Genomic DNA, 13,285 nt, shown 5'->3' on the forward strand with positions numbered 1-13,285 from the left:
GCCCAGCACCGCGCGGCCCAGGGCGCCGAAGGGCGCGGCGAGGCTCACGAGAGGACGTAGTCCCGGGCGTAGCGCGCCCCCAGAGAGGTCAGAACCTCGTAACCGATAGTGCCGGCCCAGTCGGCCAGCTGGTCGACGCCCTGGTGCGGGCCAAGCAGTTCCAGCCACTCGGGATCGCCATCCAGCGCTGAGACATCCACGCCGATCAGGTCCATCGACACGCGGCCAAGGATCTTGCAGCGGGTCTCTCCGGCCCAGAGCCAGCCCTCGGCGCCGATTGCCCGCAGGATGCCGTCGGCGTAGCCGCCGGCGATGGTGGCGACGCGGGTGGGGGCCTGCGCGGTCCAGGTGTTGCCGTAGCCCACGGTCTCGCCCGGCAGGACCTCGCGGGTCTGGATCACCGGGATCGACAGATGCGCGACGGGCTGCGCGCCGACCAGCGGCAGGCCGCCATACATGCCGACGCCGGGCCGCGTGACATCGAAATGATAGTCGGACCCCAGCAGGATGCCGCCGGTGGCAGACAGCGAGCGCGGCACCTCGATGCCGTCGGTCATCGCCCGGAAGGCGCTGAGCTGCCGGGTGTTCATCTCGTGGTCCGGCTCATCCGCGCAGGCGAGGTGGGACATCACCAGCCGCGGCCCCTGTGCCAGGGCGATGTCGCGCAGCGCCTGCCACTCGGCCGGTTCCATCCCCAGCCGGTTCATGCCGCTGTCGAGCTGGATCCCGAAGGGATGGCCCGGCAGGCCCTCGACGTGGCGCAGCATCTGGTCGATGCCGTTGATCATCGGGATCAGGGAGGCGCCGCGGATCAGCGCTGCATCGCCCGCCATGTGACCGGAAAAGACGTGGATCTCGGGCCCCGGCCCGAGGATCTCGCGCAGCTGCGCGCCCTCTTCGGCGACCGCGACGAAGAACTTGCGCGCCCCGGCCCCGGCCAGGGCGGGGGCGACCCGGTCCAGCCCCAGCCCGTAGGCGTTGGCCTTGACCACGGCCCCGGCTTCTGCCGAGGGGGCGGCATCGCGCAACATGCGCCAGTTCGCGCAAAGCGCCGAGAGATCGATGGAAAGTCTTGCCTGTGCCATGGCCTCGTCTTTGGCAGGATGGGCGCGCGGGTCAAGTGCGAAATGCGCGCGCCCGCTTGCGGGCGGGACCCTGCCGCCTATGATCGCTGTGCAACGGGACGGAGAGACCATGGACCTGCACAGGACCTTGCGGTTGGAGGGGACGCTGTTTCTCATGGCGCTGGGATATCTCACGCGCCTGCCCGTGCCGGCCGATCTGCCCGAAAGCGACGACCTGACGGTGCGGGCGGTGAAATACCAGCCCGCGGTCGGCGCCCTTGTGGGCGGAATCGCCGCGACGGTGCTGTGGCTGGCATCGGCGGTCCTGCCGGGCATGGTCGCCGTGCTGCTGGGCGTGGCCGCGGCCATCGTGGTGACGGGGGCCTTCCACGAGGACGGGCTGGCGGATGCGGCGGACGGTCTGGGCGCGGGCCGGGACCGCAACCAGACCCTGCACATCATGAACGACGCGCGCCTCGGCACCTACGGCGGCCTGGCGCTGGGGCTGGTGCTGGCGCTGCGCGTGGCCCTGCTGGCGGCCATGCCGCCGCTGGAGGCGGGGCTGGCGCTGATCGCCGCGCATGGGGTGGCGCGCATGGGCGTGGTGCATGTCATGGCGCGCAATACCTCGGCCCACCTCGTCGGCCTGCGGGCGCTGATGCCTAATGTGACGCCGGACGGCTACCGCATCGCCTTGGCCAGCACGCTGGTCCTGATGGTGCCGCTGGTCCTTGCGGTCGGCCCCCTTGCAACGCTCTTCGGCTTCGTGGCCGCGGTGCTCTGCGCCCAGGTCGTCCGTATCCTCTTTATCCGCCGCATCGGCGGCTGGACGGGGGACTGCCTTGGCGCCGCGCAGCAGATGGGCGAAGTCGGCTTCTACCTCGGCCTCGCGCTCTGGCTCTGACGGGCTGACGGGCCCTTTGAGCGGCGCGCCCGGCGGCAAGACCTGTTCCGAAGAGAGGTATTTTTAGGACCAGAGAAGCCCCGCGCGCGTGCCCGCCTTCTCTGGTCTTCCAAATACCTCGGGGGGGCGCGCGCAGCGCGCGGGGGCAGAGCCCCCACCCGGTCGGCGCGCAAAGCGCGGCGAAACCGGGTCAGAAGCTGTCGCCACCCTCGGCTTGCCAGGGTTTCACGAGGTTGCCGAAGCGCGTGAACTGGCTCTCGAAGGACAGCTCGACGGTGCCGATGGGGCCGTGACGCTGCTTGCCGATGATGACCTCGGCCTTGCCGTGCAGGCGCGACATGCGGTCCTGCCAATCGGCCATCTTGTCCAGCTCGTGATCGCCGGGCTTCTCGCGCTCGACGTAATATTCCTCGCGGAAGACGAACATGACCACGTCGGCGTCCTGCTCGATCGAGCCCGATTCCCGCAGGTCGGACAGCTGCGGGCGCTTGTCTTCGCGGCTTTCCACCGCGCGGCTCAGCTGGGACAGGGCGATGACCGGGATGTTCAGCTCCTTGGCGATGGCCTTCAGGCCCATCGAGATCTCGGCGATTTCCTGCACCCGGTTGTCGGCGGTGCCGCGCAGAAGCTGGAGGTAGTCGACGATGATCAGGTCCAGCCCATGCGTCCGCTTCAGGCGGCGCGCCCGCGCCGCGACCTGGCTGATCGGCAGGGCGGGCGTGTCGTCGATGTAAAGCGGGCAGGATTCCAGCGTCTTGGCGGCCTCGACGAAGCGGCGGAACTCCTGCTCTGTCATGTCGCCCTGGCGGATCTTGTGGCTGGAGATCTCCGAGGCCTCGGCCAGGATCCGGCCCGCCAGCTGCTCGGCACTCATTTCGAGGCTGAAGAAGCCCACCACGCCGCCGTCCAGCGCGCCGAAGCTGCCGTCGGGGCGTTCACCCTTGCGGTAGGCCTTGGCGATGTTGAAGGCCACGTTGGTCGCCAGCGAGGTCTTGCCCATCGAGGGGCGCCCGGCGAGGATCAGAAGGTCCGAGGGGTGCAGGCCGCCCAGCTTCTTGTCCATGTCGGTCAGCCCGGTCGAGATGCCCGCCAGCCCGCCGTCGCGCTGGTAAGCCGCGTTCGCGACATTGACGGCCTCTGTTACCGCCTTGAGAAAGCTCTGGAAACCGCTCTCGGACTGGCCCTGTTCCGCCAGTTTGTAAAGCGCCTGTTCGGCCTCGACGATCTGTTCCTTGGGCTCGGACTTCACGTCCACCTTGGAGGCCCGGTCCGAGATGTCGCGGCCCAGCCGGATCAGGTCGCGGCGCACCGCGAGGTCGTAGATCATCTGCGCGTAGTCGCGCACCGCGAAGGTCGAGACGGCGGCGCCCGCAAGCCGCACGAGATAGGCCGGCCCACCCAGTTCCTTCAGGCCCTCGTCGTCCTCCATGAAGGCCTTGAGCGTCACCGGAGAGGCGAGGTTGTTCTTGGAAATCCGCGCCGCCGCGATCTCGTAGATGCGGCGGTGGACCGGGTCGTAGAAATGGTTGGCATTGATGACCGAGGCGACGCGGTCGAAGACCTCGTTGTCGGTCAGGATGGCGCCCAGAAGCTGCTGCTCGGCCTCGATGGAATGCGGCATGGTCTCGGCCGCCTCGACCTGCACGCCGGTCGGGTTGATTGTCGCGATCTCGTTCATCTGCCCTGCCTGTCCCCCATCTGCTGCCCCGTGGCGGGTGACCTATCAACGCCGCCCGCGCAGAGGCAAAATGTATGTTTCTGGGGATAAACCCCGGCGCGGGGTGGCTACCGCATCTTGCCACCTGTCAGGGTGGTGCGTCAATATCTGGTCCCGGCGGCGCAGGGCTGTGACCGGACAGTCACAGGCAAGAGGCCGCCGGGGGAGTGGTGTCCCGCGCTCAGGCGTCGGCGCGGGCTGCGCGCCAGCCCTGCGGATCCTTCAGGAACGATTCGACCTCTCCGAGCACGGCCCTGTGTTTCTCGGGGGCCTCGGCCAGCACCTCCCACCAGGTGCAGAGGTGGTGCAGCGCGACGCCGTGGTCGCCCAGCGTCTTGATCGTTTCGGGGAAGATTCCGTAGTAGAAGATCACCGCCGTATGGGCGCAGGTGGCGCCGGTGTCGCGGATGGCATCCACGAAAGACAGCTTCGAGCCGCCGTCGGTGGTCAGGTCCTCCACCAGCAGCACGCGCTGGCCCTCGGTCATGGCGCCCTCGATGCGGGCGTTGCGGCCGTAGCCCTTGGGCTTCTTGCGCACGTAGGTCATGGGCAGGGCCATGCGTTCCGCCACCAGCGCGGCGAAGGGAATGCCTGCGGTCTCGCCGCCGGCGATATTGTCGAAGGCCTCGAAACCGGCGTTGCGCATGACCGTGACGGTCAGGAAGTCCATCAGCGTCGAGCGGATGCGCGGGAAGGAGATCAGCTTGCGGCAGTCGATGTAGACCGGCGAGAGCTGTCCCGAGGCAAGCTTGAACGGCTCGTCCGCCATGAAGTTCACCGCCTCGATTTCCCACAGCATGCGGGCGGTCAGGCGGGCCATTTCTTCGGGCGAGGGGTAGGTCGAGGGGATCATGAGCGCGGTCTCCGGGGGCGTGGCGGGTCGGTTTCGGGGATAGGCGGTTCTGCCGGGTGGGGGCAAGGCCCTTCGAAGGGCCTTGGACCGCGCGTGCAGGCGCGGTGAAAGCGCCTTGGAAGGCGCTTTGCCGCCCGCGTCAGGGCGTGACGTGCCAGTGCAGCGGCATCATCGGGTCGAAGACGGTCACGGGGCCATCCGCCGTGTCGATCTTCGCGGGGTAGGCGACGGGCGCGCCCTTCGTCAGGGTCACGCGGTCCTCGGCTGCGGGCAGGCCGTAGAAGCGCGGGCCGTTGAGGGAGGTGAAGGCCTCCAGCCGGTCGAGCGCGCCCTCCTGTTCGAAGACCTCGGCGAGGATCGACAGGGTGTTGGTCGCGGTGAAGCAACCGGCGCAGCCGCAGGCGCTTTCCTTCAGCGGATCGACATGCGGGGCCGAGTCGGTGCCGAGGAAGAAGGAGGGATCGCCCGAGGTCGCGGCGGCGCGCAGCGCCAGGCGGTGCTCCTCGCGCTTGGCGACGGGCAGGCAGTAGTAGTGCGGCTTGATCCCGCCGACGAGGATGGCATTGCGGTTGATCACGAGGTGATGCGTGGTGATGGTCGCGCCCAGGGTGTCGCCGCCCGCGCGCGCGTAATCGACGCCCTGCGCGGTGGTGATATGCTCCATCACCACCTTCAGGCCGGGTGTGGCGCGGCGGATCGGGTCGAGCACGCGGTCGATGAAGACCGCCTCGCGGTCGAAGATGTCGATGTCGGCGTCCACGACCTCGCCGTGTACGCAGAGCGGGCAGCCGATCTCTGCCATGCGCTCCAGCACCGGACGCACCCGGTCGAAGTCGCGCACGCCCGAGGCGGAGTTGGTGGTTGCGCCGGCGGGGTAGAGCTTGACCGCAGAGATCAGCCCGTCGCCATGGGCTTGGGCCAGGTCGTCGGGATCCGTCGTCTCTGTCAGGTAGAGCGTCATCAGCGGTTCGAAGGCGCTGCCCTCCGGGAGCGCGGCAAGGATGCGGTCGCGGTAGGCGGCGGCCTGATCGCCGGTGACAACCGGCGGCACGAGGTTCGGCATGATGATCGCGCGGCCGAAGTGGCGGGCGCTTTCGGGGGCGACAGCCCGCAACATGGCGCCGTCGCGCAGGTGCAGGTGCCAGTCGTCGGGGCGGCGGATCGTGATCTGGGTCATGGCCGCCGCGTTAGCATGCGGGGGGGCGGCGCGCCAGAGGTGCGAGCGCGGAAGCGGCGGGGTTTGCGCGGTTGCGCGGCGGAGGGAGGGGCCGTGCCTTCGCGCGCGTCAGAGGGGCGGTGCCGCGGCGGTCCTTGCGGGGGAGAAGAGGGTGGAAGGGCGTCGCCCGTGGCGGCGTCGGAGGGGGCTCTGCCCCCGCACGCTGCGCGCGCCCCCCCCGAGGGTATTTTGAAGACCAGAGAAGCGGGGGGTGTGGTTCAGTCTTTCTGGGCTTCGAGCTGGGCGAGGCGGCGGCGGAAGCGGGGGGCTTCCATCCGGGCGACCACGTTCCGGCAGAGGCTGCGGGCCAGCCCCTTGCGCCCCTCGGCATCGAGGCGGGCCAGAAGCCTGCGCAGGTAGGGCGGGTGGTCGCGGCGTATGCGCATCAGCTGCGCGAAGTGTTCGGTGGTCAGGCGGTCCTCGGCCACGGCGCTCAGGAGCGCGGGCAGCAGGTCCAGTGTCCTGAGGTCGGCCTGCAGGGTGGTGCCCATGAAGGGCATCCGAAGGCGCGCCACGTTCGGTCGCGCAAAGAGCGCCGCGTGCATGGCGTCCAGCCTGTCGCGCGGATCGTAGAGCACGTAGCCCTGCTGCGCCGCCTCGATCATGTCGGGGGCATAGCCGTAGCGGTCGGTGAAGCTTTGGCGCCGCATCTCGGTAAAGCGGTCGTCCCATTCGGTCATTCGCGGGTCCAGCGTGGCCTGGGGTTGCAGCATCATCACCCGCGCGCCCGGAGCCGCCACCGAATAGGCGCCCGCCGCGTAGCCCGCCGGGCCCGCGCCGTAGAAGATCACCCTTTCGAATTCGTCGAAGAAGCCGTCGTCCAGAAGCTGGTCGAAGAAGGCATAGAGTTCCGGGTCGCGGAACCATGTGTCGCCCCGGCTGAGAAGCGACAGCGAGGACCAGCCGCGCGTGCCCACCATGTCGAAGCCCAGCGGCGTACGGGTGTCGGAGAGGGTTTCGATCGCGCCCATGCTTTCGAAGCTGACCAGCAGCGTGTCGCCCTCTTCGACGAAGATGCCCGCGTGTTTCTTGCCGAGGGATTCGGCAAAGCCGAACTCCTCGCCGATGCGCCGCAGCGCGGTCAGCCATTCGCTGCGCGAGAGCGTGCTGAGGTCTGGTGCGAAGCGGTTTTCCTGCGCTGTCATGCCCGGTGCCCTTTCCCCCTTGAACCTGGGGTTTGGGGGAAACAATGCCCCCGGGATTGGGCGGAATTGTGGTTCTGCCGTGGAAATTCGTGGTTAATTGTGTCCGCGCAGGGCGTGGTTGGCCAGCGCCGCCGCGCGGTCCCGGGGGATCGGGACGGAGGGCGGTGCCATCAGCAGGCGGGCATAGAGGGCGCGGAAGGGCTCTTGGCGCATCAGCGTGGCAAAGCGGTCGTGGCGCCATGCCACGGCGGCCTCGTGCAGGGCCGAGAGGCGCGGGTCGGCGGCAAGGGTCGCGCGGTGCCCGGCGGTGCCCTGCAGCGCGAGGATGGTCCGATCCTCGGCGCAACACCAGTTGCGTTCGACCCAGTAGTCCATGCCCAGAAGGTCGCCGCTATGGACGGCGCGGCCCCGGTCGGCCTTGAGCACGTAGCTTTCCATGGCGCCCAGCGGATAGTGGTTCAGCTGCGCGAGGCCGAAGTTGCGGCGCCCGTAGGGCGAGAACAGGCGCTTGCTGCGAAAGCTCTCGTCCAGCGCGCGGCCATGCCCGTCGAACCAGCGGGCCTGCCCGAGGCGCTCTGGCACCGGGCCGCGCGGACGGTGCACGCCGGGGCGGCGGTAGGTGCCGTCGTTGCGGTAGAGCGTCTTGAACATCGAGGCACGCCACGGCCAGAACATCACCTCGGGCGCGGCGCGGGTGAATTGCTGCGGGACGGGGGTGTCTTGGTAGCGCTGCACGCCCGCGTTGCCGAACAGCCGCCAGGTCAGCGTGATGGCCGTGGCCTCGGGCAGGGCCGCAATCAGCGCGGGCAGGGTCCGGTTTCCCACGTGGACGTTGACGAATTCGTCGATGTCCAGCGGCAGCAGCCAGTCGGCCTGGCGGACGGCCTCGGCCCGGGCGGCCTGTTTCAGGCCGGTGAACTGGATGCCGCCCTTGTCGTAGGGGCCGTCGTTGCGGATATGCGTGACCGGTGCCACCTCGGCCAGCCGGTCGAGCATGGCGTCGGTGCCGTCCTGGCAGTCGTTCGACAGGGCCACCACATGCGTCACGCCGCAGGCGAGGTGATGCGCCAGCCAGTCGAGCAGGAAAGCGCCTTCGTTGCGCACGCAGAGGATGGCGGTGATGCGCATGCCTACCAGCCTTTCAGGAAGGTCACGACCTTGGCCTCTGACGCCTTGGGGAAGTAGGTCAGCCCGGCCCGCATCATGGCGTCGAAGACCGCCTGCACGCCGCTCTGGCCGATCCATTGCGGGTGCAGTTCGATCACCGCGGCGCGCAGGTCGGACCAGTCTCCGGCGGGCAGAAGCGTGGCCTCGGCGCCCTCGATGTCGCAGACCAGCACGTCGGGCCTGACCTCGGCCAGCACCGGGGCGAGGGCCTGGCGGTCGATGGCGACCTCCTGCGTGATGGCGTCCTTTTCGGTCGAGGGGTCCATCGACGAGGCAAGGAAATTGCGGCGGATGTAGAAGGGCACAGGGTCCCCGGGCTCGGGCGACAGAAGCGCGTTGCGCAGGTCGACATTGGTCACGCCATTGGCGGCGTGGACCGAGCGGATGTAGGGGATCAGGGCTGGGTTGGCCTCGTAGCTGGTGACATGGGCGGCGCCCGCCTTGACCGAAAGCAGCGTCGACATGTAGCCGATGCCGCCGCCCAGTTCGAGCACGCGGTCGCCGGGGCGGACCACGCGCAGGACGGCGTCGCATTCCTTACGCTCGTAGGTGCCCTGCTTCAGCGCGCCGCGCACGCGGCCCCGGGTCAGGTCCGGGTGCTTGGGGATCTTCATGCCGCGCGAGATCAGGAAGGGATTGCGGGCGGGGGCGTGGGGCCCGGGCGCCGGCGTTTCGGCGCCAGCCGTCTTGGGGTCACTCGTTTCGGGCTTGGCTATCACGGGGGGCGCCAAGGCAGGCTCTGCGCTGCCGGTCTCTGCCGTGCCGGCGCCCTCTCCGGGTTCCGGCCTCCGGGTGAATGCGGGGTCGGATGTCGCCGAGGCATGGTCCGCCGTGTGGGTGGCCGCGACCTCGGTGCCGTCCGTCTCGGGTCTGGCCATCTCAGCTCTCCATGTCGAGGGCGAGGGCATAGGCCACGCGCTCTGTCTCTGTCAGTTTCAGCGCCAGCGCCTGCTCGTAAAGCTCGGCAAACTCGGGGATGGCGCGCAGTTCATCGGCCTTGGCGCGGTGCCAGTCGCAGGCCTTGCGGTGCCATTCGGCCAGCACCGGATCGGCAAGCAGGCGGTCCATCTCGGCGCGCAGGCGCGGCAGGTTGCGCTGGATCGTCAGGTCGCGGTGGACGGACCAGTCCATGCGGATCCAGTAGTTCAGCCCGATGCTGCGGTCGACATGCAGGGCGCGACCGCGCTGGCGCTTGACCAGAAAGCTGTCGGCGGAGCGCAGCGCATAGTGGTTCAGCTGCACCATGTCGTAGCCGATGGTCTTCTTGGAGTTCCGCCAGCCGTTCTTCGCCGCCTCGCGGGTCATGTCGCGGCCCGAGCCGTTGACCCATTTCACGCGGCTTTCAAAGGCCTCGGACAGCTTGTTGGGTCGGTGGCAGGACAGCTTGCCATAGGCGCCGATGTTGCGGAACAGTGTCTTGAACCCCCAGGCGGTGTGCGGCTTGGGGCAGAAGCTGGGGGCGCAGGTGTCGAATTGCGCGATCACCGGGCGGTCTTCGAAAGCGGTCACGCCGTTGTGGCCGAACAGGCGCCATGTCATCGCGATGTTCGTGGCCTCCGGCACCGTGGCGAAGACATCCGCCAGCGTGCCGTTGCCGCAGCGGATGTTGACGAATTCGTCGACGTCGATGTGGGCGATCCAGTCGGCCTCGCGGATCACCGGTTCCGACAGCGCCCGGTCCAGCGCGTGGGTCTGCGGGGACTTGCCCGTCCAGTCGTCGTTGTTGCGGTGTTGCAGCACCCCAAGCGCCTGAAGCCGGTCGAGGATCTGCGCCGTGCCGTCCTCGCAGCCGTTGGTGTAGACGAGGAAGCCGTCGAACCCCACGGCGCGGTGATAGGCCACCCATTCGAGGATATAGGGGCCTTCGTTCTTCATGCAGGCGAGGATGACATTGCCGCTGCTGCCCTCGGGCAGCGTGCGCGGCGGCGCGGGGGTGTAGGGCGCGGCGCGATCGTCCTCGTTCACCGCGCCAAGCCGGTTGTGCGGCGCGAAGCGCGAGCCTTGCAGCCGGGCAAAGTTCTGCTTGGCCAGCGGCGGCATCAGGCGCCGCGCCTCGGGGGACAGCAGCGGGTCGATGTCGGTCGCGGATGGCGGGGCGGCAGCCGCTTCGCCGGGATCGTCTTGCGCCCTGTGCGGCGAGGCCGTGGGCGCAGGCGCATGGCCTGCAAGCGGGACCTGTTCCAGCAGCGCCTTGGCGTAGGTCCCCGAAGCTTTTGGAGCCTCTGCCATCGCGTCCCCGGTGGGAGCGACAGCTGTGTCCGCGTGGCCGGTTTCGCTGTTGGGGATGCTGCGGGTCTGCGCGGGCCGAGAGGGTGTCAGAGTGTCGGTCGTAGCCCTGCCCGGATCGGCGCCCCCGGTCTGGGCCAGCTGGGCAAGGTCGCGGGCACGCTCCGCCATGTGCTCCTTGGTGGCCTGCCGGATGCGCCAGTGGAAGGCGGCAAGGTACTGGGTGGCGCGAAAGCCCTTGGTCGGGTCGGCCTCCTGCCAGGGTTCGGCCCTTGGGGCGGGCGCCATCTGCGCGGCATCGAGGCCGGGGTGGCGCGCGCAAAGCGCAGCGATGTCCCCGGCGAAACGGTCTGAGAGCGCGAAGAGGCTGCCCGGGTCGATCGGATCGCCGGGCACCTTCATCTCGGCCAGCAGCTTGCGCCAAAGCTGGCGGGGCAGCACGCTGTCGCGCTTGGCCAGCAGGCGCAGGGCGGCCTCGTTGAACAACCGGCAGCGGGTCTGCCAGGCGGCAGCAGGCGCGGCGGGCGGCGCCTCCGGCTCTGCCTTGCCGATGGGCAGGGGCAGGTCGAAGGCGCGGCGCAGCGCCTCTGTCCCCGCCGCGCCGTAGAGCTCATCCTCGTCGATGCCATGCAGGGCGAAGGCGCCGAAGACGCTCTGCCACGCCCGTTGCAGGCCCATCAGGTCGATCCAGAAGGCGGCGCCCTGAACCTCGGGGAACAGCCCGGCCTGCGGGTCCGGGGCGGGGCGGGTGGCCAGCGCGGCGGCGCGATAATCCGGTTGCGCCAGCGCCTGAAGGTCCAGCGTCAGGGGCGTCGCGCGCCCCTCCAGCAACTGTGCATGATAGCAGCGCAGCAGCATGCGCGCCGGGTCCTGCACATGGGCGACGACCCGGATGTCGCGCGACAGCGGCCACAGCAGGGCGCGCAGCCGCTCCAGTTCAGAGGGCGCGGTCAGCGCGCTGCCAAGCTGGTGGGCGCAGAGGATCAGGTGATCGGGTCTGTCGCGTGCCACCTCTGCGGCCAGATCGCGGGCGAGCTCGTCGTACAGCCGGGCCTGTTTCGCCGGGTCGATGAAGCCCCGGTTGAAGCGCAGGCTGTCCACGGCCCCGGGGTCCGAACAGGCCATGAAAAGCCGCGTGTGATTGCGGGCACCGGGCGCGCGGGCAAACAGCACACCCTTGGCAGCCAGCTGGTCGCGTTTCGCCGCGAGGATGCGGGATATCTGGTCGCCCGAGGCCGCGTCCGGCCCGATGTGCAGCGAAATCCGCATCAGGCGATGCCCCCGGGGTTGCGGTTCGCCTGCCCCCACCATGGCACGGGGCGCCCGATATGGGCGGCCAGCTGGTCGGCGGCATCGGGCGCGCGCACGTCAAGGCGCAGGAAATGCGGGTCGCGGGCGAAGACCTCGTCGAGCATGGCGTAATGGCCTTCGATCCAGCGCATGCGCTGGTCGTCGGTGTCGCCATAGCCGCAGGGCAGGCCGGGCACCGCGCCCCGGGGCAGCCGTTCGCTGCCAAGGTTGGTCCAGCGCCGCATGCTGTCCGAGATATCGGCAGGCGGGCGCCAGGTCGCGACATACAGCATCCCGGGCCGGGCCTGCCGCATCGCCCGTAGCATGGCGTAATCGCACTGCGGCCAGAGCGACAGCGTACCCTTCAGCACGCTTACCTCTGTCAGCGCGTCATACAGGTCGTCGAGCAGGGCAAAGGGATCGCCCCCGGCAAAATAGGCGTCGTAAAGCTGCTTGCCGATGAAGGTGCCGCCAAGGCCCACGACGCGCGTATGAATGCGCCGCACCTTGTGGTCGGCGGCGACCCATCCCGCCCGGTCGAGCGCCAGCGCCAGCGTCGTGGTGCCGGACTTCGGCAGCCCGAGGTTGACCAGCTTGACCCCGCTCATGCGACATACCCGAGGGACTGCATCAGCGCCCATTCCTCGGGCGGATAGGGCGGCAGGGCCTTCAGATGCGCGGCCATCCGCGCGTATTCGGGCTGCGCCCGCAGCGCCTCGGCCCGGGCCATATGCGCCCTGCAGCAGGCGTCATGCAGGGCGGCGATCCCATGGTCGGCCTTGAGGTGGTCCAGCGCCTTCGTCAGCGCGGGGAGATAGCGCAGGATCGAACGGTCCTCGAAGGCGGGGTCGTTGCGGGCGCGCCAGTAGGTATCGTCGAAGGCGCGGTGCTCGCGGTTCACGTCGCCCCGGTTGTTCTTGACGAGATAGCTGTCGAGCGAGCGCAGGGCATAGTGGTTCAGCGTTGCGTGCACGCGCGCGCCCGAGGCCGGAAAGCGACGCATCCGCCGCGGGTTGGCGGCGCTCAGGAACTTCGGCGGCACACCGCGGCCAGAGCCGTCCGTCCAGGCCGGATGCCGCTGCGCGGGCAGCCCCTCGCGAAAGAACGGGCGATGCGCGCCGTAGTACTTCAGCGGGAAATCGCGGCGCACCAGTGTCTTGACCTCGATGGCCGTGTCCGAACACCACAGGTCCGGATTGTGCGAGCGGGTGAACTGCCCGATCACCGGGCTGTCCTCGAAGCGGTCGACGCCCGCGTTGGCGAAGAACTGGAAGGTGACAGAGATCGCATGCGGGTTGCCACAGGCGGCGATCAGCGCCGGGATCGTGTGGTCGCCCACATGGATGTTCAGGAACTCGTCGACGTCGGCAATCCAGACCCAGTCCGCATCCCGGACGACCGGCTGATGGGCGGCGTCCTTCAACGCCTCCATCTGGTAGTTGCGCCCCTTGGCGGGGTTGGGCAGGTGCACCACGCCCCCGCGCGCGGCCAGCGCATCCAGCAAAGTATCGGTGCCGTCTGTGCAATCGTTGGAATAGAACAGGAAGTCGGTCACGCCCAGAAGGCGGTTGAAGGCGATCCACTCCAGCAGGAAGGGGCCTTCGTTCTTGACACAGGTCACGGCGGTGATCCGCATGGCGGCGCGCCCCGCTGGGATGGAAGGCATCGCTGCTCGAGCCTTGCTGCTTCGTCGCCCCGTCCGG

Annotated in this window: 11 protein-coding genes; 1 reads left to right on the top strand and 10 read right to left on the bottom strand. The window is 69.1% G+C overall.

Annotated elements, in window-relative coordinates:
• Positions 1–44: 44 nt before the first annotated feature.
• The gene (gene alr, locus ACN5KJ_RS03115) at positions 45–1,085 is read right to left on the bottom strand and encodes an alanine racemase (protein WP_418592013.1); all 1,041 of its coding nucleotides are present in this window, start codon (positions 1,083–1,085) and stop codon (positions 45–47) included.
• Between the two features lie 109 nt (positions 1,086–1,194).
• Between alr and ACN5KJ_RS03120 the strand changes: the two genes are divergently transcribed.
• Positions 1,195–1,968 (top strand): adenosylcobinamide-GDP ribazoletransferase, encoded by a 774-nt coding sequence (locus tag ACN5KJ_RS03120; RefSeq protein WP_418592014.1) that lies wholly within the window; start codon positions 1,195–1,197, stop codon positions 1,966–1,968.
• A 190-nt stretch (positions 1,969–2,158) separates the two neighbouring features.
• On the opposite strand, the gene ACN5KJ_RS03125 is transcribed toward ACN5KJ_RS03120, so the two are convergent.
• The 9 genes from ACN5KJ_RS03125 to ACN5KJ_RS03165 all read right to left on the bottom strand — a co-directional run bounded on the left by ACN5KJ_RS03125 (position 2,159) and on the right by ACN5KJ_RS03165 (position 13,218).
• Positions 2,159–3,646 carry a replicative DNA helicase gene (locus tag ACN5KJ_RS03125; RefSeq protein ID WP_206565565.1) on the bottom strand — a complete coding sequence of 496 codons (1,488 nt, stop codon included), beginning with the start codon at positions 3,644–3,646 and terminating at the stop codon, positions 2,159–2,161.
• A gap of 220 nt (positions 3,647–3,866) precedes the next feature.
• The gene (locus tag ACN5KJ_RS03130; protein ID WP_347167509.1) at positions 3,867–4,538 is read right to left on the bottom strand and encodes an orotate phosphoribosyltransferase; all 672 of its coding nucleotides are present in this window, start codon (positions 4,536–4,538) and stop codon (positions 3,867–3,869) included.
• Between the two features lie 139 nt (positions 4,539–4,677).
• Entirely contained in the window at positions 4,678–5,715 is a 1,038-nt protein-coding gene (pyrC, locus tag ACN5KJ_RS03135; RefSeq protein ID WP_418592015.1) for a dihydroorotase, read from the bottom strand.
• A 257-nt stretch (positions 5,716–5,972) separates the two neighbouring features.
• Positions 5,973–6,899, bottom strand: a complete 927-nt coding sequence (locus ACN5KJ_RS03140) for a phosphoadenosine phosphosulfate reductase (protein ID WP_418592016.1) — start codon at positions 6,897–6,899, stop codon at positions 5,973–5,975.
• A 93-nt stretch (positions 6,900–6,992) separates the two neighbouring features.
• Positions 6,993–8,027, bottom strand: coding sequence for a glycosyltransferase family 2 protein (locus ACN5KJ_RS03145; protein ID WP_418592017.1), 1,035 nt, complete (start codon positions 8,025–8,027; stop codon positions 6,993–6,995).
• Between the two features lie 2 nt (positions 8,028–8,029).
• Entirely contained in the window at positions 8,030–8,944 is a 915-nt protein-coding gene (locus tag ACN5KJ_RS03150; protein ID WP_418592018.1) for an FkbM family methyltransferase, read from the bottom strand.
• Position 8,945: 1 nt separating this feature from the next.
• Positions 8,946–11,561 carry a glycosyltransferase family 2 protein gene (locus tag ACN5KJ_RS03155; RefSeq protein WP_418592019.1) on the bottom strand — a complete coding sequence of 872 codons (2,616 nt, stop codon included), beginning with the start codon at positions 11,559–11,561 and terminating at the stop codon, positions 8,946–8,948.
• A complete protein-coding gene (locus ACN5KJ_RS03160; protein ID WP_418592020.1) occupies positions 11,561–12,190 on the bottom strand; it encodes a hypothetical protein in 630 nt (209 codons plus the stop codon). The genes ACN5KJ_RS03155 and ACN5KJ_RS03160 overlap by 1 nt, the downstream gene beginning before the upstream one ends.
• The gene (locus ACN5KJ_RS03165; RefSeq protein WP_418592021.1) at positions 12,187–13,218 is read right to left on the bottom strand and encodes a glycosyltransferase family 2 protein; all 1,032 of its coding nucleotides are present in this window, start codon (positions 13,216–13,218) and stop codon (positions 12,187–12,189) included. Before ACN5KJ_RS03165 ends, ACN5KJ_RS03160 begins: the two co-directional genes overlap by 4 nt.
• Between the last annotated feature and the right edge of the window lie 67 nt (positions 13,219–13,285).

The sequence above is a fragment of the Ponticoccus sp. (in: a-proteobacteria) genome, assembly GCF_048381735.1.